The organism is Sphingomonas colocasiae (assembly GCF_019880585.1).
Taxonomy (GTDB): domain Bacteria; phylum Pseudomonadota; class Alphaproteobacteria; order Sphingomonadales; family Sphingomonadaceae; genus Sphingobium_A; species Sphingobium_A colocasiae.
The window spans coordinates 646,209-667,538 of record NZ_JAINVV010000004.1 but is presented as its reverse complement, the minus strand read 5'-3'; the positions used below and the strand labels follow the sequence as shown (position 1 = coordinate 667,538).

Sequence of the window (21,330 nt, the reverse complement as noted above, 5' to 3'; positions counted from 1 at the left end):
TTCACGGGAGAGGGTGGCCGAGCGACGCGAGGTCGGGTGAGGGCCCGACCAGCCGAGGCGCGCTTTCCCGAAATTGCCCTCACCCCAGCCCTCTCCCGCAAACGGGAGAGGGAGAGTGGAGAATGAAGCAATGCCAAAAGTCCTTATTTCCGACAAAATGGATCCCCAGGCCGCCGCGATCTTCCGCGAGCGCGGCGTCGAAGTCGATGAGATCACCGGCAAGACCAAGGAAGAACTGATCGCGATCATCGGCCAGTATGACGGCCTCGCGATCCGCTCCGCCACCAAGGTCACGAAGGAAATCCTGGATGCCGCGACCAATTTGAAGGTCGTCGGGCGTGCCGGCATCGGCGTCGACAATGTCGATATCCCCGCTGCTTCCGCCAAGGGCGTGGTGGTGATGAACACCCCGTTCGGCAATTCGATCACCACCGCCGAACATGCGATCGCACTGATGTTCGCGCTCGCCCGCCAGCTTCCCGAAGCCGACGCCTCCACCCAGGCCGGCAAGTGGGAAAAGAACCGCTTCATGGGCGTCGAGCTGACGAACAAGACGCTGGGCCTGATCGGCGCGGGCAATATCGGTTCGATCGTCGCCGATCGCGCGCGCGGCCTGAAGATGAAGGTGGCCGCCTATGATCCCTTCCTGACGCCCGAGCGCGCCGTGGAACTGGGCATCGAGAAGGTGACGCTGGACGAGCTGCTCGCCCGCGCCGACTTCATCACGCTGCACACGCCGCTGACCGACCAGACCCGCAACATCCTGTCCGCCGAGAACATCGCCAAGACCAAGAAGGGCGTGCGCATCATCAACTGCGCGCGCGGCGGGCTGATCGACGAGGCCGCGCTGAAGGCGGCGCTCGATTCCGGTCAGGTCGGCGGCGCCGCGCTCGACGTGTTCGTCGAGGAACCCGCCACGGCAAGCCCGCTGTTCGGCACGCCGAACTTCATCTCGACGCCGCATCTGGGCGCATCGACGAGCGAGGCGCAGGTCAATGTCGCGCTCCAGGTCGCCGAACAGATGGCCGATTATCTGGTCAATGGCGGCATCACCAACGCGCTCAACGTGCCGTCGCTTTCCGCCGAGGAAGCGCCGCAGCTTCGTCCCTATATGACGCTCGCCGAAAAGCTCGGTTCGCTGGTCGGCCAGCTTGAGGGCGACAAGATCAAGGGCGTCGCGGTCGAGGTCGAGGGCGCCGCCGCCGAGCTCAACCCCAAGCCGATCACCGCCGCCGTGCTCTCGGGCCTGATGCGCGCCTATTCGGACACGGTGAACATGGTCAACGCGCCCTATCTGGCGCGCGAGCGCGGCCTGGACGTGCGCGAAGTGCGTCACGACCGCGAGGGCGATTATCACACGCTGCTGCGCGTGACCGTCTCGACCGAGGCGGGTGAGCGCTCCGTCGCGGGAACCCTGTTCTCCAACACCGAACCGCGCCTCGTCGAACTGCACGGCATCAAGGTCGAGGCCGATCTCGACGGCGAGATGCTCTATGTCGTCAATCAGGATGCACCCGGTTTCATCGGCCGCATCGGATCGGCGCTGGGTGAGGCCGAAGTCAACATTGCGACCTTCCATCTCGGCCGCCGCGGCAGCGGCCCCGGCGGAGAGGCGGCGCTGCTGCTCTCGGTCGATTCGCCCGTGCCTGAACCGGTGCTGTGGTCCGTCTGCAACCTGCCTGGCGTGAAGCGGGTCAAGGCGCTCAAATTCTGACGCTGACGGGGCGGGTTCGGAAACGGACCCGCCCCGTTTCCTGTACCGGCATATCAATGCCTTATACGGTGTCATCCCCGCGAAAGCGGGGATCCAGCTTCTTCTTCTTTATCCTGATGCTTCACGGAAAAGCTGGATTCCCGCATGCGCGGGAATGACAAGGGTGGCAAGGGACGCATCATCCGCTAAGAGCCCCAGCATGATCCTGCCTGGCCTGCTTCCCGAAGGATATCGCGACCGGCTTCCGCCCGAGGCGGATGCGTCGGCGCGGCTTGTCCGCTGCGTCCTCGATACCGCGACCGGCTATGGCTATGAGCGCGTCTCGCCGCCGCTCGCCGAATTCGAGGACGGGTTGCGCGCGGGGCTGAAGACCGCGAGCGTCCAGGACCTGCTCCGCTTCGTCGATCCCGTCTCGCAACGGACCATGGCGATCCGCCCGGACATCACCACGCAGGTCGGCCGGATCGCCGCAACTCGCATGGCGCACCACCCCCGCCCGCTCAGGCTCAGCTATGGCGGGCCGGTGCTCCGGTTGAAGGCGACGCAGCTTCGCCCCGAGCGCGAGATGATGCAGGTCGGCGCCGAATTGATCGGTCTCGACACCGTCGCCGCCGCACTCGAGATCGTCAGCGTCGCCGTGGAAGCGCTGTCACGTGCGGGCGTGAGCGGCGTCACCGTCGATTTCACCCTGCCCGATCTGGTCGACCATCTGTCCGCCGGACCATTGCCGCTGGAGGCCGGCGCGGTTTCAGAGATCCGCGCGCTGCTCGACGCCAAGGATGCCGGCGGGCTGGTCGCGCGCGGCGGCGCGGCATTCCTGCCGCTGATCGAGGCGGCCGGCACCTTCGATGCCGCGATCGCGCGCCTGCGCACCTTCGACACCCAGGGCGCGCTCGCATCGCGGCTCGACGGGCTGGAACGGATCGCCGCGGCGATTCGCGACAAGGTCGCGATCACGCTCGACCCCACCGAGCGCCACGGCTTCGAATATCAGAACTGGTTCGGCTTCTCGCTGTTCGCCGAAGGCGTCAGCGGCGAGATCGGGCGCGGCGGATCGTACAGCATCGTCCATCCCGACGGACGCGAGGAACCCGCGATCGGCTTTTCGCTCTATTGCGATCCGCTGGTCGATGCGGGCCTCGCCGCCGAGGCGCGCCGCCGCCTGTTCGTGCCCTTCGGCGCCGATCCGGCGGAAGCGGCGCGGCTGCGCGAGCAGGGCTGGGTGACGGTCGCCGCGCTGACCGAAGACGACAGTCCGGCGGCGCAGATCTGTTCGCACATCCTGCGCGACGGAGCGCCGCAGGCGCTCTGATCGCTTGACCTTCGGGCGTACCGGAGGCAGAGGAGCGCCCGAACGCGGGTAAATACCCGCACCCATCACATCCGGTCGCCGAGTCCTGTCGAAGGGCGTCCCGGATCCGCTCGGCAGGCGGAGACTCGCATTTATGGCAAATGTCGCGGTAATCGGCGCTCAATGGGGCGACGAGGGCAAGGGTAAGATTGTCGACTGGCTCGCGGAGCGGGCCGATATGGTGGTCCGCTTCCAGGGCGGCCACAATGCCGGGCACACGCTCGTCATCGGCGAGAATGTCTACAAGCTGTCGCTGCTGCCCTCCGGCATCGTGCGCGGCACGCCCAGCGTGATCGGCAATGGCGTGGTGCTCGACCCCTGGGCGCTCAAGGCCGAGATCGAGAAGCTGACGGCCCAGGGCGTGAAGGTGACGCCCGAAACGCTGCACATCGCCGACAATTGCGCGCTGATCCTGCCCTTCCACCGCGATCTCGACGCGCTGCGCGAGGATGCGAGCGGCGCCGGCAAGATCGGCACGACGCGCCGCGGCATCGGCCCGGCCTATGAGGACAAGGTCGGCCGCCGCGCGATCCGCGTCTGCGACCTGGCGCATCTCGACGATCTCGGTCCGCAGCTCGACCGGCTGACCGCGCATCACGACGCATTGCGCGCCGGTTTCGGCGAACCGCCCGTCGATCGCGAGGCGCTGCTCGCCGAATTGCGCGAGATCGCCGATTTCGTGCTGTCCTTCGCCAAGCCCGTCTGGCTGATGCTGAACGACGCGCGCAAGCGCGGCCGCCGCATCCTGTTCGAGGGCGCTCAGGGCGTGCTGCTCGACGTCGATCACGGCACTTACCCGTTCGTCACCTCCTCCAACACCATCGCCGGCACCGCCGCCGGCGGATCGGGCCTCGGCCCCGGCGCGGTGGGGTTCGTGCTCGGCATCGCCAAGGCCTATACGACGCGCGTCGGCTCCGGCCCCTTCCCGACCGAGCAGGAAAACGAGATCGGCGAGCGGCTGGGCACGCGTGGCCATGAATTCGGCACCGTCACCGGCCGCAAGCGCCGCTGCGGCTGGTTCGATGCGGTGCTGGTCCGCCAGTCGGTCGCGGTGTCGGGCGTCACCGGCATCGCCCTCACCAAGCTCGACGTGCTCGACGGTTTCGACGAAGTCGGCATCTGCACCGGATACCGGCTGCGTGGGCAGGTGATCGACCATTATCCGAGCAACGCCGCCGACCAGGCAGCCGTGGAGCCGATCTACGAAATGATCGAGGGCTGGCACGAATCGACGGCGGGCGCGCGGAGCTGGGCGCAGCTTCCCGCGCAGGCGATCAAATATATCCGTCGCATCGAGGAGCTGATCCAGTGCCCCGTCGCGCTGGTTTCGACGAGCCCCGAGCGCGAGGACACGATCCTCGTCCGCGATCCCTTCTCGGACTGACCGCCGAACGGCGCCAGACCCGGTGAGCCATGCTCATCGGGTCTGGAAGACAACCAACGCCCCGCGGAGTCAGGTCATCCGGCCTTGGCATAAGGGGAACCGAAGCCGAGCCGGCTTGTTTGGCTTGGGATGCCGTGTAGCACCCCTATATGACCACACGCGACGCCACCGGGCTGCTGCCGCGATCGCATGGCGCGCATGCGCGCGAGATCGTGACCTCGCTCACCGACTGGGCGCATATCCTGCTTTTCGGCGCGATCGGATGGCCATGGCTGCTGCGCAGCCTGTCCGGCGGACGCCTTCAGGACAAGATCGCGCTGCTCGACCGGCTGGGCCTGCCGCACGATTCCTTGCCCAATCTCGGAAGCTGGAAAGCGGATACGGCGCTGCTTGGATTGATCGTCGATCATATCGAACGGGCCAGGCCGGCGGTGGTGGTCGAACTGGGCGCCGGCGCATCGTCCTTCATCACCGCCCGCGCCCTCCAGCGCCATGGCGGCGGACGCCTGATCAGTTTCGACCAGCATCAGGATTTCGTCGAGGCCACGCGCGGCTGGCTGAACGAGCATGGCATGGACGCGGATATGCGCGGGGCGGCGCTGCTGCCCGCACCGGGCGACTGGCCGGGCTATTGGTACGATATCGCCGCCCTGCCCGACCGTATCGACATGCTGGTGATCGATGGTCCACCCTGGACCATTCATCCCCAGGTGCGGGGCGCCGCAGAATGCCTGTTCGATCGCATTTCGCCCGGCGGCGTGGTGCTGCTCGACGACGGTGCGCGACCGGGCGAACGCATCCTGCTCCAGCGCTGGCGGCAACGCTGGCCCGATTTCGAGTTCCGGCTGGACCTGAGCGGCGCCAAGGGCACCGTCATCGGCATCCGGCGCGGCTGATCCACTGCAAAAAGGCCGACCGCCTTGGGCGATCGGCCTGATCGATCTTCGGAAAGGCCCGGTTATTCGGGGCTCTTTTCCTTCTTCTTGCCCTTCTTGTGCTTGCTGTGATCCGTCTCGTCGGCGGGCGGGGCCGCGCTGTCGCTCGGCGCCTCGGCCGGCTGCGCCATCGGATCGGCGGGCTGCGCCACCGGATCTGCCGGGGCCGTGGTCGTGTCCTGCGTGGTGGTTTCGACCGGCGCCTGGGGCGGCTGGGCGGCGGTATCCTGGGCCTGGGCGGCACCGGCGAAGAACAGGGCAGAGCCCGCGAAGATGATGAGATTGCGCATGAAAACTCCTGACTAGCGTGCCTTGATCAGCGACGAACCAACGTCGCGCACGCGGTTAAGATGCGCGGTTCATCCCGGCAGCGGCCCCGCCCGCCGAACCGCGAAGACAGGGCGTTGGATGCGCGGGACGGATAGCGGAACCGGCGGGTTCAACCGTCGCCCAGCCCGTCGTCAGCTACCGCACTGGGCGCGATGGAGCAGTTTCTGGTCGGCCAGCACCAGCGCCGCCATCGCCTCGACCACGGGCACGCCCCTGATTCCGACACAAGGATCATGACGTCCCTTGGTCCGGATCTCCGCCGCCGCACCGTCGCGATCGATCGTCTCGACCGGCGTCAGGATCGAGCTGGTCGGCTTGAACGCCACGCGCAACCGCACCGGCTGCCCCGTGGAAATGCCGCCCGCGATGCCGCCGGCATGATTGGCGAGGAATGTGGGGCCGTCATTGCCGGGTCGCATCGGATCGGCATTCTGCTCGCCGGTCAGCCGCGCGGCCGCGAAGCCGTCGCCGATCTCTATACCCTTCACCGCGTTGATGCTCATCATCGCCGCTGCCAGTTCGCTGTCGAGCTTGGCATAGAGCGGCGCCCCCCATCCGGCGGGAACGCCGCTGCATTCGCATTCGATCACCGCGCCCAGCGACGATCCCGACTTTCGCGCATCGTCGACGAGCTTCTCCCAGCGGATCGCCGCCTGCGGATCGGGGCAGAAGAAGGGATTGCGATCGATCTCGCGCGGATCGAAGCGCGCCGGATCGACAGCGTCACCGCCGATCTCCGATACCCAGGCCAGGATCGACACTTCAGGGATAGCCAGCCGCGCCACGGCCCCTGCCGCCACCCGCGCCGCCGTCTCGCGCGCGGAACTGCGCCCGCCGCCGCGATAGTCGCGAAAGCCGTATTTGGCGTCATAGGCATAATCGGCGTGGCCTGGGCGATAGGCCCTGGCGACCTCCGAATAATCCTTCGAGCGCTGGTCGACATTCTCGATCATCAGCGAGATCGGCGTGCCCGTCGTCCGCCCCTCGAACACCCCCGACAGGATGCGCACCTGATCGGGTTCCTGCCGCTGCGTCGTGAACCGCGACTGGCCGGGGCGCCTTTTGTCGAGAAAGGGCTGGATATCGGCTTCGGACAGCGCAAGCCCCGGCGGGCAGCCGTCGACGACCGCGCCGAGCGCGGGCCCGTGCGATTCGCCCCAACTGGTGAAGCGGAACACCCGGCCGAACGTGTTGAAGCTCATCTGCTTCTTCCCTTTCCCCCGCAGGGAAGGTGTTAAGCCAGCGCGATGTCCGCCGCGTCCTCGGCCTTCATGCCGATGACGTGATAGCCCGCGTCCACGTGATGCGTCTCGCCCGTCACGCCGCTGGCGAGATCGCTCAGCAGATACAGGCCGGCACCGCCGACATCGTCGATCGTGACGTTGCGGCGCAGCGGCGAATTCAGCTCGTTCCATTTCAGGATATAGCGGAAATCGCCGATGCCCGATGCGGCCAGCGTCTTGATCGGCCCGGCGGAGATCGCGTTGACGCGGATATTCTCCGGCCCCAGGTCCATCGCCAGATATTTGACGCTCGTCTCCAGCGCGGCCTTCGCCACGCCCATGACGTTATAGTGCGGGATCACCTTTTCCGCGCCATAATAGCTGAGCGTCAGCAGCGCGCCGCCATTGGGCATCATCGCGCGCGCGCGCTGCGCCACCGCGACGAAGCTGTAGGCGGAGATGTTCATCGTCATCAGGAAATTGTCGAGGCTGGTATCGACATACAGGCCGCGCAGCTCGTTCTTGTCCGAATAGCCGATGGCATGGACGACGAAATCGATCGTCGGCCAACGCGCCGCCAGCGTCGCGAACGCGGCGTCGAGATTCGCCATGTCCGACACGTCGCAATCGATCAGCAGGTCCGAACCGACCTGTTCGGCAAGCGGGCGCACCCGCTTCTCCATCGCCTCGCCCTGATAGCTGAAGGCGAGCTCCGCGCCTGCCGCACGCAGTTGCTGCGCGATCCCCCATGCCAGCGAGCGATCGTTGGCGAGCCCCATGATCAGCCCGCGCTTTCCGGTCATCAAGCCGTTCACACGTCCTCCGTAACTGTCGACGACGCTGCCTTCGCCACCGGCGCCGGGCTGTCGTCCCCGCGCCGCGTCCCTGGGCTTTCCGCCAGCGCCGCATTGAGTTCGGCCCCGATAACCACGCCGAAGCCAACAAGATAGAAGAAAATGAGCGAGATCATGACACCGGCGAGACTTCCATATGTCAGATCGTACGAACCGAAATGGGCGATCGCCATCGGCAGCAGCGCGCTGACGCCCAGCCACCAAGCGGTGACGATCAGCGCGCCGGGCCATTTCGGATATTCGCGGCCGCGATACGCCTTGGGCGTCAGCGAAACGAACAGCATGTACATCGCGGCGAACAGCGCGAGCCCCGGCGCCGCGCGCGAAAAGGTGACGAGATTGGCGAGTTCCGATTCGACCGGAAGCACGCGGATGATGAACTGCTCCGCCGCGAGCAGGATCACCTGAAAGCTGAACGCGATCATCACCAGGATCACCGATCCGACGATCAGCCCGATCGACCCCAGCCGATATTCCCAGAAGGGCCGCGAATAGCGGACGCCATAGGCGCGGCGCAGGATATCGCGGATCGTCTCGATGAAACTGCCCGTGGTCCACAGGCCGACAAGCGCGCCGAGCCACAGCAGCGAGCCCGAACGCGCGCCCAGCACATCGCCGATCGGCTTGGCCAATACCTCCGCGACGCCGGGGGGCACGGTGCGCAGGAACGCGTCGACGGCATGCAACCCATCCTCGGTGCGGCCGAACAGGCGCGCGACCGCGGCGGCGACGATGAAGAAGGGAAACAGCGTGACCAGCGCCAGATAGGCGAGATTCCCCGCATGGATGAAACCGTCGCTATAGACGCCGATCGCCACCCGCTTGGCGACGGTGAAGGGATAGGTGCCCGGCCTGATCCGATCGAGCCCGCCCTGCATCGCCGCGCGCGCGCCGGAGAGCCGCTTGCGCCTCTCCTCCGGCGATTGGGGCGATATATTCTGCATCGGGGATCAAACGCCGAGCGCGGCCCTCGGGTTTCGCGCGGCGTCTCCCTCCCACTCGCCGACGAACGCCTTGAGCGCGGCATCGTCGGCCGGAATGTCGACGATCAGCGTGACGAGCTGGTCGCCGCGCGTGCCGGACTTGCCATGAAACCCCTTGCCCTTCAGCCGCAGCACCTTGCCCGAATTCGATCCGGCCGGGATGCCCAGCATCACCGGCCCATCGACCGTGGGCACCTTCACCTTCGCGCCGAGCAACGCTTCGGACAGGGTGACGGGCAGATCGACGCGGACATTGTCGCCATCGCGCGTGAAGAAGCGATGCGGCCGCACTTCGACGGTGACGATCGCATCGCCCGCTCCACCCGGCCCGGGCTGGCCCTTGCCGCCCAGCCGCATCTGCGTGCCGGTCTCGACCCCGCCGGGCAGCTTCAGATCGATCGTCGCGCCATCCTGCAGGGTGATCCGCTGCGGCTTCAGCGCCGCGGCATCCTCGAACGCCACCGCCAGCCGGTAGGAGACATTGCCCCCCTTTTGCGGCGGCGCGCGGCGCTGCCCGCCGAAACCACCGAATCCGCCGCTCGGACGCTGGCGCCCGCCGCCGCCGAACAGGCCATCGAAGATATCGCCGAGATCGAGCCCTTCTTCCGAAAACTCGAAATGCTGCGATCCGCCGGGCCGGCCGCCGCCCGGATGGCCGCCGAAACCGAAGGGCGATGTCGGATTGCCGTCACCATCGATCTCGCCGCGATCGAAGCGCGCGCGCTTGTCCTTGTCGGTCAGCAGGTCATAGGCGGCCGTCACCTGGCTGAAGCGTTCGGCAGCCTTCGGATTGTCCTTGTTGCGATCGGGATGAAGCTCCTTCGCCAGGCCACGATAGGCCTTCTTGATCTCGGCCTCGCTGGCCCCGCGGGCCACGCCCAAAGTCGCATAAGGATCTGCCATGCCGCCTAGCTAGTGCGTGGCGCGCTTTCCGGCAACCATGACGAATGGTTCGATCCCAAACGGAGACAAGGGATTGGGCCGGCATGAACGCCACCCCCATGCAACTGGCCCTTTGGCATTGCCGCACAATCGCCTAAACCGCCGCCATGACGCAGGATCCCTTCGCCCTTTTCGACGACTGGTTCGCCGCCGCGCGCGCCAGCGAGATCAACGACAGCAATGCGATGGCGCTCGCCACCGTCGATGGCGAGGGCCGCCCATCGGTGCGCATGGTGCTGCTGAAGGGCCATGGCCCCGAAGGCTTCGTCTTCTACACCAACCAGCAGAGCCGCAAGGCCGGACAGCTTGCCGCCAACGCCAATGCCGCCCTGCTCTTCCACTGGAAATCATTGCGTCGGCAGGTGCGGATCGAAGGCCCGGTCTCGACCGTCAGCGACGCGATGGCGGACGCCTATTTCGCGACCCGCCACCGCGATTCGCAGCTTGGCGCATGGGCATCGGACCAGTCGCGGCCGCTCGACACGCGCGAGACCTTCGAACGCCGGTTCGACGAGGCGAAGGCCCGGTTTGAGGGTGGTGACGTCCCCCGCCCCCCGCATTGGTCCGGCTATCTGGTGACGCCCGAGCGGATCGAGTTCTGGCAGGATCGCGAATATCGGCTGCATGAGCGCCGCCTGTTTCTGCGCGCCGATGCCGCCGCCGGCGCGGGATGGAGCGAGACGCTCCTCTATCCATGACCGTGGCCGCGACGCCCGCCGATCGCGCGCGACTGACGCGCAACGCCGCGATCGCGAGCCTGTCGGTCGCCTTCATCCTGCTCCTGCTCAAGAGCTATGCTGCCTGGGCGACGGGATCGGTGGCGATGCTGGGCTCGCTCGCCGATACCGGCCTCGATCTGCTGGCATCGCTCGTCACGCTGTTCGGCGTCCATATCGCCGCCCAGCCCGCCGATGAGGGGCACCGCTTCGGCCATGGCAAGGCGGAGGCGATCGCCGCCATGTTCCAGGTGGTGGTCATCACGGTTTCGGCGCTGGCGATCGCGGTGCGCGCGGCATCGCGGCTGATGACGGGCGATACCACCGCCAATGCGGAATATGGCATCGGCGTCTCGATCGTCGCGATCCTGCTGACGCTTTGCCTCGTCGCCTATCAGCGCAACGTGATCGCACGCACGCGCTCCGTGGCGATCCGCGCCGACAATGTCCACTATCAGAGCGACCTGCTGCTGAACGGCGCCGTGATCGCCGCGCTCGTCATCGAACACTATCTGGGGCTGGCAGGCGCCGATCCGGTGTTCGGCGTGCTGATCGCGCTCTGGCTGCTCTATGGCGCCTGGCGCGCCTCCTCCCAGGCGCTCGATCAGTTGATGGACAAGGAATGGCCCGCCGAGCGACGCGCGCGCTTCCTGGAGATCGCGGCGCGGCATCCCGAACTGGTCGACATTCACGATCTGCGTACGCGCACCAGCGGTTCGCAGGATTTCGTGCAATTCCACGTCCGGGTCGATCCGAATCTGACCGTCGCCGAAGCGCATCGCATCATGGACGAAGTGGAGACGAAGCTCTCCGTCGAATTTCCCGATGTCGAGATCCTGATCCACCCCGATCCGGTCGGCCAGATCGACCGTGCGGGCGAGGATGACGAACGGTTGAGGGAAACGCCGCAATGAAACTGCCCATCATCCAGGTCGATGCCTTTGCCGATCGCCCCTTCACCGGCAATCCGGCGGCGGTGATGCCGCTGGACGCCTGGCTCGACGACGATGTGCTGCTGGCGATCGCGGGGGAGAATAATCTGTCCGAAACCGCCTTCATCCTGCCCGATGCAAGCGGTGAAGCCGATTATGAACTGCGCTGGTTCACACCGGGCGGCGAAGTGACCTTGTGCGGCCATGCGACGCTCGCCAGCGGCCATGTCGTGCTTTCGGCCGATCCGGCGCGGCCGGCGGTGCGCTTCCGCACGCGCCGGGCGGGCGTGCTCGAAGTCGCGCGCGAAAGCGACGGCTATGCGCTCGCCCTTCCCGTCTGGACGCCCGAGCCCAGGCCCCTGCCCGATCTGGTCGCGGCGCTCGGGCTTGCCGGCGCGGTCGAGACGCTATGGCATTCGAGCCGCTACGGCCTGATCGTGGTGGAGGATGAAGCGACCGTCCGCGCGATCCGACCCGACTTCCGCGCGCTCGCCGCCGATGGTGACGTGCTGACCGTCGTCACCGCGCCGGGCGACAAGACCGATATCGTCAGCCGCGCCTTTGGCCCCGGTGTCGGTGTCGACGAGGATCCCGTCACGGGATCGGCGCACGCCGTTTCGGTACCCTATTGGGCGAAGCGGCTGGGGAGGACAGAGTTCACCGCCTATCAGGCCAGCCGCCGCGGCGGGCACCTGACTTGCCGGCTCGATGGCGATCGCGTGATCCTGGGCGGCCGCTGCGTCACCGTGATCGAAGGCAGCTTCATGCTTTGAGTGCATGAACGCCCCCTTGTGCGATGCAACAAAGCCGTGCAGTCTCGCGTTCGGAACGCAACTGGGGAAGCGGGTTCGATATCACGGGCATGGCATCACGCGGGACATTCGACGAGATCTGGGGCTTCGGCGCACGGCGCCACGCCCGCCCGGGCCTGGAGGAACTGGCCGCCTGGACAAAGGCGACATCGCGCGCCGAATTCGAACGAAGGCAGGGCGCCGCCGAACAATATTTCCGCGATCTCGGCATCACCTTCGCCGTCTATGGCGAAGAAGACAGCGCGGAACGCATTATCCCGTTCGACATCGTGCCGCGCATCTTCACCGCTACCGAATGGGCATCGCTCTCCGAAGGGCTGGTCCAGCGCGTCGAGGCGCTCAACGCCTTTCTGAAGGACATATACGGGCCGCAGCGCATCCTGGCGGACGGCATCATCCCGCCGGAACTGATCTTCACCAACCCGCAATATTGCATTCCGGCATCTGCCGCGCGGCCGCCGCACGACATCCATGCGCATATCTGCGGGATCGATCTGGTGCGCACCGGCCCCGACGCGTTCTTCGTGCTGGAGGACAATGCCCGCACGCCATCGGGCGTCAGCTACATGATCGAGAATCGCGAGGCGATGCTGCGGCTGTGCCCCGAATTGTTCGAAACCTATCCGATCCGTCCGGTCGATACCTATAACGACTCGCTGTTCCGCACCCTCGTTTCGGTCGCGCCCGAAAGCGCGCGGCGCGATCCGGTCTGCGTGCTGCTGACCCCCGGCCATTTCAACTCGGCCTTTTACGAACACAGCTTCCTCGCCGATACGATGGGCATCGCGCTGGTCGAGGGATCCGACCTCGAGGTCGACGAGGACGTCGTCTATATGCGCACGATCTCCGGCCGCGTGCGCGTGGACGTGATCTATCGCCGCGTCGACGACGACTTCCTGGATCCACTGGTCTTCCGCCCGGATTCGATGCTGGGCGTCGCGGGGCTGATGTCCGCCTGGCAGGCGGGCAACGTCACCATCGTCAACGCGCCCGGCACCGGCATCGCCGACGACAAGGCGATCTACAGCTATATGCCGGAGATCGTGAAATATTATTCGGGCGGGGAGGCCAAGCTTCCCAATGTCGAAACCTGGCGCTGCCGCGAGCCGGAAGCGCTCAAATATGTGCTCGACAATCTCGAACAGCTTGTCGTCAAGCTGGTCGATGGTTCGGGCGGCTATGGCATGCTGGTCGGCCCCACCGCGAGCCGCGCCGAGATCGAGGATTTCCGCGCCGCGCTGAAGGCCGAGCCCGCGCGCTATATCGCGCAGCCGACATTGGCGCTCTCGACGGTGCCGACCTGGACGGCCAAGGGCATCGCCCCACGCCATGTCGATTTCCGTCCCTTCCTGCTCACGGGCCGCGACGGCATCACCGTCACGCCGGGCGGGCTGACGCGCGTCGCGCTCAAGGAAGGATCTTTGGTCGTCAATTCCAGCCAGGGCGGCGGCACCAAGGACAGTTTCGTGCTGATGGACGACGACGCCGGCCAGTCTCGATCCCAGCCACAATCCCAGGCCCCATCGCAAACCCAGTCCCAGTCTCCGGGGGCCGCGCGATGAGCCTGATCATGCTGTCGCGCACCGCCGCCAATCTCTACTGGATCGGCCGCTATGTCGAACGCGCGGAATTCACCGCGCGGCTGCTGGAAGCGACGATCCGGCTCGACTCGCTCTCCGCCCGCCCCGCCGGCATGGGCGCCTGGACGAGCGCACTCGCCGTCGCGTCCGCCGCGCAGGGCTTCAAGGCGACGGGCGAGACGATCTCGCCCATGCATGTCAGCCGCTATCTGGCGCTCGACGAAAACAATCCCAGCTCGATCCGGTCCTGCATCCAGACCGCGCGCTCCAATGCCCGCGCCGCCCGCGTCGCGCTGACGCGCGAGGCATGGGAAACGATCAACCGCGCCTGGAACAATCTGAAAGGCCGCACCAGCACGGGCGGCACCCAGGCGACGCTCAACCTGGCGGACCAGATCAAGGCGGAAGCGCGCGGCTTCGAAGGCGCGATCAACCGCATGCTCCACAGCGAATCCTATTGGTTCGTGAAGCTGGGATCGATCATCGAGCGCGGCGAGGCGACCGCCCGGCTGCTCGACGTGAAATATCACCTGCTGCTGCCCGAGGGTGAGAAAGTGGGCGGCCTGATCGACCGCGACCAATGGCTGACGCTGTTGCAGGTCGTCTCCGCGCGGACCGCCTATCACATGCTTTATCCCGAGGGATTGAAGCCCTGGCTGGTCGCGGAGATGCTGATCTTCCGCCGCGCGATGCCACGATCGCTGGTCGCGACGGCGGACGAGGCCAGTCAGATGCTCAGCGCCATCGCGGGCGCGATCGGCAAACAGGGCCAGGCCGACCGGCTGGCGCGCCGGCGCGAGGCGGCACTGGAGCGGCTGACCATCGACAGCGTCTTCCAGAACGGGCTTCACCAGTTCCTGCTGGGCTTCATTCGTGACAATAACGAGCTGGATGCTGCAATCGCCGAGCAGTTCCGGTTCACCTGAGGCCCCATGCACCTGACGATCGACTATCGCACCGACTATCGGTTCAGCCAGCCGCAGACGCGGATCATCCAGTTGCTGCGCGTGACGCCGGACAGCCATGCCGGGCAGATCATCGTCAACTGGACGCTCGACGTGGAATGCGATGCGCGGCTGCGCAACCATGTCGACGGCTATGGCAACAAGGTGACGATGCTCTACGTGCCCGGCCCGGTCGATCATGTCAGCGTCAATGTGTGGGGAGAAGTGTTCACCGACGACACCGCCGGCGTGATCCGCGATGCGCCCGAGCCGCTGCCGCCCGCGATCTTCCTGCGATCGACTCCGCTCAGCCGGCCCAATGGCGCGATCGTCGATCTCGCGACGCGACTGGCCGAAGTGGAGAAGGACGAGCTTTCCCGGCTGCACCTGCTCAATCGCGAGCTCAACCGGCGGATGCGCTTCGATCCGGGCAAGACGCAGGTCGATACCGATGCCGGATCGGCGTTCGAGGCGGGCCACGGCGTGTGCCAGGATTTCGCGCATATCTTCTGCGCGGCGGCGCGCGCGATGGGCACGCCCGCGCGCTATGTCTCCGGCCATCTGTTCCGCCGCGACGGGCTGGAGGAACAGCCCGCCGCCCATGCCTGGACGGAGGCCTATGTCACGGGTTTCGGCTGGATCGCCTTCGATCCCGCCAACGGCATCTGCGGCGACGACGCCTATGTCCGCGTCGCCACGGGGCTGGACTATGCCGCCGCGGCTCCGCTATCCGGGGCGCGTACCGGCGGCGGCCATGAAAACCTGTCCGTCGCGGTGCGCGTCAGCATGTCCCAGAGCCAGCAGCAGAATTAAGCGACGATGACCTATTGTGTTGGAATGCTCGTCGAGGCCGGCCTGGTGATGATCGCCGACACCCGGACCAATGCGGGCGTCGACAGCATCTCCACCTATCGCAAGCTGCATATGCTGGAAGACGGCGAACGCGGCATCGTGGTCGCGATGACGGCGGGCAATCTCTCGGTCACCCAGTCCGCGCTGGCGATGCTGCGCGAAGGACTGCCCGATCCCCAGCATGAAGGCCAGGTGCGGCGGATCGAGGATATGCCGACTATCTTCCGCGCGGCCCAGCTTGTCGGCGAGGCGATCCACCATGCCCGCAGCGATCTGGAAAGCACGCTGCAGGGCACCAGCATCAATACCGGCGTCTCCTTCCTGATCGGCGGCAGCATCGGCGGCGAGCAGCTTCGCCTCTACATGATCTACAGCCAGGGCAATTTCATCGAATGCTATCCGGAAACGCCGTTCCTGCAGATCGGCGAGACCAAATACGGCAAGCCGATCCTCGATCGCGCGCTTTCCTACACCACCTCGCTCGGCGAAGTGGTGAAGGTTGGGCTGATCTCGTTCGACAGCACGATGCGATCGAACCTGGCGGTCGGCCGCCCGCTGGACCTGATCGTGATCCCGGCGGACCGCACCCAGCCCGATATCCGCCGCCGCATCGACTGGGACGATCGTTACTTCAACGACCTGTCGGTGCGCTGGGGCATGCTGCTCAACGAAGCGCGCGCGACGATCCCCGATCCGCCGTTCATGCCGGTGGATTGAGGCTCGTTCGGGCCGAACGATGCGGCACCGATGCCAATGGCATCAGGCCGTCCGCAATCGCGACATAGAAGTCGCAGATTTCAGCGAGCTCGCTGGCGGTCATGGTCAGTTCTCCACCCACCGCGACGCGGTGGGGCACGGCCTCCGGCCAGCCAGCGGTAATCCGGGAGTCGCCCGGGCGGTCGCCCCGATGGACCCTGCCCGAACAGTGGAACAGGCAGTCGCGCGATCGGCCCATTGCGACGAGGCGCGCATGATCGGAATCGCTGACCGCCAGCGCGTGACGCAGCCGACGAAGCTTGTTCGCGGTGTTGCGCTCGTTCGGCGAAACGGGAGCGCCGCAGGCCCGCGCCACCTCCCCGATCAATATGTTGAGGAAACGATCCAGTTCGCGAAGCCCGTTTCCAAGTACTTTCGCACCATAGGCCATCGGATATGCCCTGTACGCGACCGGAGAGATCACCAGTCCCGCGCCCAGGAATCGCGCGCCCCGGCTCAGCGTGGCGTATGCAAGAGCAACCGCTGCGTCCCCCGACTGGCTCTTCGCGGACATGGCGCCGGCGGGCTGGAATCCGCGCTCGCGGCCAGCTGACATGACGGTCATCGCTCGCTCCCATATGTAAGCGGGAGCGCGCGGGTCTCTCAGTCACATGCGCCTACGACCGAACTGCATGCGATGGTGCACGCTAGACGGAGCCATCGAAAATTGGAACAGACGCCTCACCGCCCCGGCGGCCCCATCCAGTCGGTTTCCCCGATCGGGTCCCCCGGCGGGATCGCGGGTGCGCGCGGGCGTTCGGCGATCAGCCGGTCGAGCGCCTGCGGATCGAGGAGCTGGCGCGACATCTGTGCCGCCCAGGCGCGCTCGTCGGCACTGCCCGATCCCTTGCCCTGCCCCTTCGCCAGCGACTGGGCGATGCGGTGGACCCGGTCGCCCAGCAGCGCCGCCGCCTCGGGCGGGGTATCCGTGCGGCGCGCGGCCTGCGCCATGGCGACGATCGCGCGCGTGGCGATGCGGCGGCCGAGCGCGTCGCTCCGGAGGTTCACCGCCTGTGCCTCGATCGCATCGAGCAGATCCGAAACCCCCGGCATGGCGGGATCGGCAGCATGCTGGATCTCCAGCCGCGCAAGCCGCTTCGACGCGAGCAATGTGCCGAGCGTCATCGCCGCGGCGGTGTCGGCGGCGACCAGCGGATCGAACACCGGCCCACCCGCCGTGCCGAACAGCTCGATATCGAACTGGCGGTTGCCGGTGCCGTTGCGCGGCGCCGACAGCAACAGCGACGTCGCTGAAGGCAGGCGCAATGCATCGGGCGCGATCGTCCGCAGCACCGCCGTGATCGCGGCGCGCTGAACGGCGGCGGGGGCCGGTGCGGCGGTCTCGCGACCATCACCCGCCACGGAATAGGCGAAATCGACACCGCCCACCGCCTTGGCCGCCGCGATCATCTGATAGCGATGGAGCAGGTAGATCGGCACGAACCGGCGGCGCAGATTGGCGACGGTTTCGCCGGGCGCCAGATTGCGCAGCCCGAAAGTGTCGATCGCGGTGCGGCGCACCGCCATCATCCGGTCCAGTTCGGCGACGGGATCGGAGCCGTCGTCCCACAGGGCCGCCCATGGCTGGCCGGTATCGGCGGCGCGCGCATTATCGTCCTGCACATAGCGCCAGCCGGCGGCGACGATCGCGGCGGCCTTGGCATCGAGCGCGGCTTGCGGGTCGGCGCCGGGCGCCGGCTCGCCATAAAGCCAATCCACGCTCGCCACGTCCCATGCGCCGATGCCCACGCCATAGGCGTCGGACAGATCGGGTTTGCCATCGACCAGGCCGATGCGCGGCGCCGGATAATCCATCACCGACGCGCGATCCTGCGTGCTCGCCGCGAAATTATGCTGGAAGCCAATCGAATGGCCGATCTCGTGCGCGCTCAACTGGCGCAACCGGGCGAGCGCGAGTTGCGCGGGATCGTTGGGGCCGCCCCGCCCCGTCAACGCGGTGCCCACCAGTCCCTGATAGATCTCGACATCCTGGCGCGCGCGTTCGGAACCGAGCACGACCATGCCGCGCACGATCTCTCCCGTGCGCGGATCCACAACCTGCTGGCCATAGGCCCAGCCGCGCGTCGCGCGATCGACCCAGTTGATCATATTGTAGCGCGCGTCAAGCGGATCCGCGCCTTCGGGCAGCAGCCGCACTTCAAAGGCGTCGATATAACCGGCGGCGTCGAACGCCTTGCCCCACCAATTGCCGCCCTCGATCAACGCCGAACGGATCGGTTCGGGCGCCGCGCGATCGACATACCAGATGATCGGCGCCTTGACGCGCGATCGCGGGGCGGCGGGATCGAGCTTTTCGAGACGGAAGCGATTGGCATAGTCGCGCACCACGTCCGCGCCCAGCGGCGCGCCGTAATCCACCGCCTGGCTGGAAATGCCGCCGACCCGCGGATCGAGCGGACGCGGACGGAAACCCGGCGGCGGCAAAGCCACGAAGCTGTGATGCACGCTCAACGTCACGCGGCGCGGATCGGGCGCGATATTCGCCACCTCGTCGCCCGGCTGATCGGACACATAGGTCTGGACCGCGTCGATCTCGACATTGCCGGGAAAGACCTTGGCCGAGCCCGCATCGACGGCCGAGAGCGCGGGATCGATGCGGAAGCCCCGCCCCGCGCCCTGCGGGCCGCTGCCGGTGCCGAACACGTCGCCCTCCTGCCCCAGCGCACGCGCGATGCCGAGGATGTCGGCGGCGAGGAAAGATGCGATATCGGCCGTGATCGCGCCATCGGCGGCGACATGCGCGATCTCGCCCATCCAGACCAGGGACGTCGCGAAATCGGGCGATCGCGCGCCCGGTGCGTTGGGCACGCGGAAGCGCGGATTCTCGAACTCGATCGCGATCTTCTTGCCGATGCGGCGGAAGACCAGAAGCTGGGTATCCCCGATCCGCCCGCGATCGAGCACCGCCGGCGCAGCGCCCAGGCCCGATCGCAACATCGGCGTGTAGAGATAGCGTGCGGCGATGCCGTCCGTCCCCGGCCGGGGCAAGGTGACCAGCACGCGACCGTTATCGGCATCGACATTGACGCGCATCAGCCCGGCATGCGCGACCGTGCCCTTGAAGGCGGAGGGCGCGGCATCTCCCACGGATTTCGGCGCCGCCCCTTGCGCATATGCGCCATTTGCCGACACAAGCCAGAGCGCGGCCGTCACCGCCGAACGCAACCGATACCCCATTGAAACGCCGCCTCCCCCGTGGAAGATCGGATGATGACGCAGATCGCGTCACGACTCCAGACCGATCGGTGTCGCAAAGGGGGGATCGATGCTTGAGGGCTCGTGCCATTGCGGTGGCGCCGGCTGGACGCTGGAAGGCGATCCCGGCCCCGTCACCGCATGCAATTGCACGCTCTGCCGCCGCTATGGCGCGCTGTGGGCCTATGATTTCGAGGACGGTCGTATCCGCGTCTTTGGGGAGAGCACCGCCTATCGGCGCCCGGGCAAGGCCGATCCGGCGCTCGAGATCCGTTTCTGCCCATCCTGCGGCGGCGTGATCTGCTGGCGCGGCCTGCGGCTGGAAGAGGATGGCCGCCGCCGCATCGCGGTCAATCTGCGGCTGGCGCCGCCGGATGCGGTCGCCCATCTGCCGATCGACCATTTCGACGGCCTCGACAGCTTCGACGATCTGCCGAGTGATGGCAGATGCGTCCGCGATATGTGGTTTTAGGAAACGACATGCGATCTCGCCATTCATGGGTCCTCATCGCCCTTTGTTCGGGAATGCCGGTTTCGGCATGGGCGCAAACGGGCGACACCCCGCCCGTGCTGGACATACCCGCCAAAGACCTTGGCGATGCGCGCAAATATGTGCTGTTCCACAAACCGGGCGTCACCGCCGCGCAGGCGGAGGCCGACCTCGCCTTTTGCTGGCGCTTCCTGGCGCGCGGCGTCCAGCGCCGGGCACCGGGCTTCGTCCCCTGGCACCGGGCCGATGCGCCGCGCCAGGCGCCCTATGCCGTCAATCCCTATGGGCTGGTCGGTGACGCGATCGGCGCGATCATCGCCGGGCCGCTCGACCGCAGCGTGCGCCAGTCGCGGCTCTATCGCTGCATGCTGCCGCGTGGCTATGTTCGTTACCGCACATCCGAAACGGTGTGGAAACAGCTCAATTCGGACGATGCCGCCCGATCGATCCGCCTGCAGGCGCTGATCGCGGCCGGCCCCAACCCGCCCACGCCGAGGGTCGCGCCATGATGATGCGTTCGTTGATCCTGCCGGCCTGCCTCGCGCTCGGCATCGCCGCGCCGGCCTTTGCAAAGCCCGACATCTCGTCCGATTTTCGCCAGGTCCAGGCGGGGGAGCCGCTCGAACTCAAGCCCGATCGCGCCTATGTGCTGCTGCGCTTCGATACCAGCATCAGCAAATTCTCCGCCGATATCCTGCGTATTCCAGAGAAGACCGAAATCGAGGCCTATGAAGCGGCGAAACAGGCAGCCCATGCCAAGGCCGGCGACAAGGCCGGCCCGCTCGAATCCTTCGCCTTCGTCTATGAAGGCCGTCCCAATTTCTACGAACTGACCGCGAAAAAGCCGATCGTTTCGGCCGGCAAGACCGCGACCGTGCTCGCCGAGCTGCCGCCCGGCGACTATATCTTCTATGGCGAGGGCTTTGCCGGCTTTCTCTATCAATGTTTCTGCCTGGGAACGGTCGGCTTTACCGCGCCCGCCGGGCAGGTGACCGATCTGGGCACGATGATCGTCGCCCGTGCAGCGGACCCGTCACCCATTGCCGAACTGGCCGGCGAGATCGACCAGGGCCCGAGCGCATTGATGGATTATGTGCTCTGGGCGATCGCGTTGCGCCCGCAGCGCGCCGGGGAAGACGTGCCCGCCGGGCTCGATCCGGCGAGGACACTGCCCGCCCGCTTCCGCGCCATCGGCCCCTTTGTCGATCCCAACACGCTATTGATCAGCCGATTGGCCGCCATCCCCGGCGTGCTCGCCTATGACGGCGGCCGGGTGATCGATGTGGCGACGGGTGCGGAGGCTCCGCCGAACTGAG

Annotated in this window: 21 protein-coding genes; 14 read left to right on the top strand and 7 right to left on the bottom strand. The window is 66.7% G+C overall.

What is annotated here, in order from left to right; genetic code table 11:
• Positions 1–130: 130 nt before the first annotated feature.
• The 4 genes from serA to K7G82_RS09455 all read left to right on the top strand — a co-directional run bounded on the left by serA (position 131) and on the right by K7G82_RS09455 (position 5,345).
• The gene (gene serA / locus K7G82_RS09470; RefSeq protein WP_222989596.1) at positions 131–1,714 is read left to right on the top strand and encodes a phosphoglycerate dehydrogenase; all 1,584 of its coding nucleotides are present in this window, start codon (positions 131–133) and stop codon (positions 1,712–1,714) included.
• Between the two features lie 199 nt (positions 1,715–1,913).
• Positions 1,914–3,026, top strand: a complete 1,113-nt coding sequence (locus tag K7G82_RS09465) for an ATP phosphoribosyltransferase regulatory subunit (protein WP_246623392.1) — start codon at positions 1,914–1,916, stop codon at positions 3,024–3,026.
• 133 nt (positions 3,027–3,159) lie between these two features.
• Entirely contained in the window at positions 3,160–4,449 is a 1,290-nt protein-coding gene (locus K7G82_RS09460) for an adenylosuccinate synthase (protein ID WP_222989594.1), read from the top strand.
• Between the two features lie 149 nt (positions 4,450–4,598).
• On the top strand, positions 4,599–5,345 hold the full coding sequence (locus tag K7G82_RS09455) for a class I SAM-dependent methyltransferase (RefSeq protein WP_222989593.1): 747 nt from the start codon (positions 4,599–4,601) through the stop codon (positions 5,343–5,345).
• A gap of 62 nt (positions 5,346–5,407) precedes the next feature.
• Here the strand turns inward: K7G82_RS09455 and K7G82_RS09450 are convergent, their stop codons facing one another.
• The 5 genes from K7G82_RS09450 to K7G82_RS09430 all read right to left on the bottom strand — a co-directional run bounded on the left by K7G82_RS09450 (position 5,408) and on the right by K7G82_RS09430 (position 9,677).
• Entirely contained in the window at positions 5,408–5,674 is a 267-nt protein-coding gene (locus K7G82_RS09450) for a hypothetical protein (RefSeq protein WP_222989592.1), read from the bottom strand.
• A 171-nt stretch (positions 5,675–5,845) separates the two neighbouring features.
• Complete coding sequence (gene aroC / locus K7G82_RS09445) at positions 5,846–6,916, bottom strand: chorismate synthase (protein WP_222989591.1); 1,071 nt, start codon at positions 6,914–6,916, stop codon at positions 5,846–5,848.
• Positions 6,917–6,948: 32 nt separating this feature from the next.
• Entirely contained in the window at positions 6,949–7,752 is an 804-nt protein-coding gene (gene fabI, locus K7G82_RS09440; protein WP_343228552.1) for an enoyl-ACP reductase FabI, read from the bottom strand.
• Positions 7,749–8,735 carry a YihY/virulence factor BrkB family protein gene (locus K7G82_RS09435; RefSeq protein ID WP_222989589.1) on the bottom strand — a complete coding sequence of 329 codons (987 nt, stop codon included), beginning with the start codon at positions 8,733–8,735 and terminating at the stop codon, positions 7,749–7,751. The genes fabI and K7G82_RS09435 overlap by 4 nt, the downstream gene beginning before the upstream one ends.
• 6 nt (positions 8,736–8,741) lie before the next feature.
• On the bottom strand, positions 8,742–9,677 hold the full coding sequence (locus tag K7G82_RS09430) for a DnaJ C-terminal domain-containing protein (RefSeq protein WP_222989588.1): 936 nt from the start codon (positions 9,675–9,677) through the stop codon (positions 8,742–8,744).
• A gap of 146 nt (positions 9,678–9,823) precedes the next feature.
• Between K7G82_RS09430 and pdxH the strand changes: the two genes are divergently transcribed.
• The 7 genes from pdxH to K7G82_RS09395 all read left to right on the top strand — a co-directional run bounded on the left by pdxH (position 9,824) and on the right by K7G82_RS09395 (position 16,269).
• Positions 9,824–10,414: a pyridoxamine 5'-phosphate oxidase gene (gene pdxH, locus K7G82_RS09425; RefSeq protein ID WP_222989587.1), complete on the top strand. Its 591-nt coding sequence runs from the start codon at positions 9,824–9,826 to the stop codon at positions 10,412–10,414.
• Positions 10,411–11,346 carry a cation diffusion facilitator family transporter gene (locus K7G82_RS09420; protein WP_222989586.1) on the top strand — a complete coding sequence of 312 codons (936 nt, stop codon included), beginning with the start codon at positions 10,411–10,413 and terminating at the stop codon, positions 11,344–11,346. Before pdxH ends, K7G82_RS09420 begins: the two co-directional genes overlap by 4 nt.
• The gene (locus K7G82_RS09415; protein ID WP_222989585.1) at positions 11,343–12,137 is read left to right on the top strand and encodes a PhzF family phenazine biosynthesis protein; all 795 of its coding nucleotides are present in this window, start codon (positions 11,343–11,345) and stop codon (positions 12,135–12,137) included. The genes K7G82_RS09420 and K7G82_RS09415 overlap by 4 nt, the downstream gene beginning before the upstream one ends.
• 89 nt (positions 12,138–12,226) lie before the next feature.
• A complete protein-coding gene (locus K7G82_RS09410) occupies positions 12,227–13,738 on the top strand; it encodes a circularly permuted type 2 ATP-grasp protein (RefSeq protein ID WP_222989584.1) in 1,512 nt (503 codons plus the stop codon).
• A gap of 8 nt (positions 13,739–13,746) precedes the next feature.
• Positions 13,747–14,682, top strand: a complete 936-nt coding sequence (locus tag K7G82_RS09405) for an alpha-E domain-containing protein (protein ID WP_222990242.1) — start codon at positions 13,747–13,749, stop codon at positions 14,680–14,682.
• A gap of 6 nt (positions 14,683–14,688) precedes the next feature.
• On the top strand, positions 14,689–15,513 hold the full coding sequence (locus K7G82_RS09400; protein ID WP_222989583.1) for a transglutaminase family protein: 825 nt from the start codon (positions 14,689–14,691) through the stop codon (positions 15,511–15,513).
• A 6-nt stretch (positions 15,514–15,519) separates the two neighbouring features.
• The gene (locus tag K7G82_RS09395) at positions 15,520–16,269 is read left to right on the top strand and encodes a proteasome-type protease (RefSeq protein WP_222989582.1); all 750 of its coding nucleotides are present in this window, start codon (positions 15,520–15,522) and stop codon (positions 16,267–16,269) included.
• Here the strand turns inward: K7G82_RS09395 and K7G82_RS09390 are convergent.
• Together K7G82_RS09390 and K7G82_RS09385 are read right to left on the bottom strand one after the other, a co-directional pair.
• Positions 16,253–16,873, bottom strand: a complete 621-nt coding sequence (locus K7G82_RS09390; protein WP_222989581.1) for a hypothetical protein — start codon at positions 16,871–16,873, stop codon at positions 16,253–16,255. The genes K7G82_RS09395 and K7G82_RS09390 overlap by 17 nt on opposite strands.
• Positions 16,874–16,989: 116 nt before the next feature.
• Positions 16,990–19,506, bottom strand: a complete 2,517-nt coding sequence (locus K7G82_RS09385; RefSeq protein WP_222989580.1) for a zinc-dependent metalloprotease — start codon at positions 19,504–19,506, stop codon at positions 16,990–16,992.
• A gap of 88 nt (positions 19,507–19,594) precedes the next feature.
• On the opposite strand from K7G82_RS09385, the gene K7G82_RS09380 reads away from it, so the two are divergent.
• Genes K7G82_RS09380 through K7G82_RS09370 form a run of 3 tightly spaced genes read left to right on the top strand, consistent with a single transcriptional unit; the run spans position 19,595 to position 21,329 of the window.
• Positions 19,595–19,996: a GFA family protein gene (locus K7G82_RS09380; protein ID WP_222989579.1), complete on the top strand. Its 402-nt coding sequence runs from the start codon at positions 19,595–19,597 to the stop codon at positions 19,994–19,996.
• Positions 19,997–20,049: 53 nt separating this feature from the next.
• On the top strand, positions 20,050–20,523 hold the full coding sequence (locus tag K7G82_RS09375) for a hypothetical protein (protein WP_222989578.1): 474 nt from the start codon (positions 20,050–20,052) through the stop codon (positions 20,521–20,523).
• Positions 20,520–21,329: a hypothetical protein gene (locus K7G82_RS09370; protein WP_222989577.1), complete on the top strand. Its 810-nt coding sequence runs from the start codon at positions 20,520–20,522 to the stop codon at positions 21,327–21,329. The genes K7G82_RS09375 and K7G82_RS09370 overlap by 4 nt, the downstream gene beginning before the upstream one ends.
• Position 21,330 lies beyond the last annotated feature (1 nt).

Excerpts from the sequence above, each read along its gene's own strand:
- serA (WP_222989596.1), top strand. The coding sequence starts at position 131 with ATGCCAAAAGTCCTTATTTCCGACAAAATGGATCCCCAGGCCGCCGCG.
- K7G82_RS09465 (WP_246623392.1), top strand. The coding sequence starts at position 1,914 with ATGATCCTGCCTGGCCTGCTTCCCGAAGGATATCGCGACCGGCTTCCG.
- K7G82_RS09460 (WP_222989594.1), top strand. The coding sequence starts at position 3,160 with ATGGCAAATGTCGCGGTAATCGGCGCTCAATGGGGCGACGAGGGCAAG.
- K7G82_RS09455 (WP_222989593.1), top strand. The coding sequence starts at position 4,599 with ATGACCACACGCGACGCCACCGGGCTGCTGCCGCGATCGCATGGCGCG.
- K7G82_RS09450 (WP_222989592.1), bottom strand. The coding sequence starts at position 5,674 with ATGCGCAATCTCATCATCTTCGCGGGCTCTGCCCTGTTCTTCGCCGGT.
- aroC (WP_222989591.1), bottom strand. The coding sequence starts at position 6,916 with ATGAGCTTCAACACGTTCGGCCGGGTGTTCCGCTTCACCAGTTGGGGC.
- K7G82_RS09435 (WP_222989589.1), bottom strand. The coding sequence starts at position 8,735 with ATGCAGAATATATCGCCCCAATCGCCGGAGGAGAGGCGCAAGCGGCTC.
- K7G82_RS09430 (WP_222989588.1), bottom strand. The coding sequence starts at position 9,677 with ATGGCAGATCCTTATGCGACTTTGGGCGTGGCCCGCGGGGCCAGCGAG.
- pdxH (WP_222989587.1), top strand. The coding sequence starts at position 9,824 with ATGACGCAGGATCCCTTCGCCCTTTTCGACGACTGGTTCGCCGCCGCG.
- K7G82_RS09420 (WP_222989586.1), top strand. The coding sequence starts at position 10,411 with ATGACCGTGGCCGCGACGCCCGCCGATCGCGCGCGACTGACGCGCAAC.
- K7G82_RS09415 (WP_222989585.1), top strand. The coding sequence starts at position 11,343 with ATGAAACTGCCCATCATCCAGGTCGATGCCTTTGCCGATCGCCCCTTC.
- K7G82_RS09410 (WP_222989584.1), top strand. The coding sequence starts at position 12,227 with ATGGCATCACGCGGGACATTCGACGAGATCTGGGGCTTCGGCGCACGG.
- K7G82_RS09405 (WP_222990242.1), top strand. The coding sequence starts at position 13,747 with ATGCTGTCGCGCACCGCCGCCAATCTCTACTGGATCGGCCGCTATGTC.
- K7G82_RS09400 (WP_222989583.1), top strand. The coding sequence starts at position 14,689 with ATGCACCTGACGATCGACTATCGCACCGACTATCGGTTCAGCCAGCCG.
- K7G82_RS09395 (WP_222989582.1), top strand. The coding sequence starts at position 15,520 with ATGACCTATTGTGTTGGAATGCTCGTCGAGGCCGGCCTGGTGATGATC.
- K7G82_RS09390 (WP_222989581.1), bottom strand. The coding sequence starts at position 16,873 with ATGACCGTCATGTCAGCTGGCCGCGAGCGCGGATTCCAGCCCGCCGGC.
- K7G82_RS09385 (WP_222989580.1), bottom strand. The coding sequence starts at position 19,506 with ATGGGGTATCGGTTGCGTTCGGCGGTGACGGCCGCGCTCTGGCTTGTG.
- K7G82_RS09380 (WP_222989579.1), top strand. The coding sequence starts at position 19,595 with ATGCTTGAGGGCTCGTGCCATTGCGGTGGCGCCGGCTGGACGCTGGAA.
- K7G82_RS09375 (WP_222989578.1), top strand. The coding sequence starts at position 20,050 with ATGCCGGTTTCGGCATGGGCGCAAACGGGCGACACCCCGCCCGTGCTG.
- K7G82_RS09370 (WP_222989577.1), top strand. The coding sequence starts at position 20,520 with ATGATGATGCGTTCGTTGATCCTGCCGGCCTGCCTCGCGCTCGGCATC.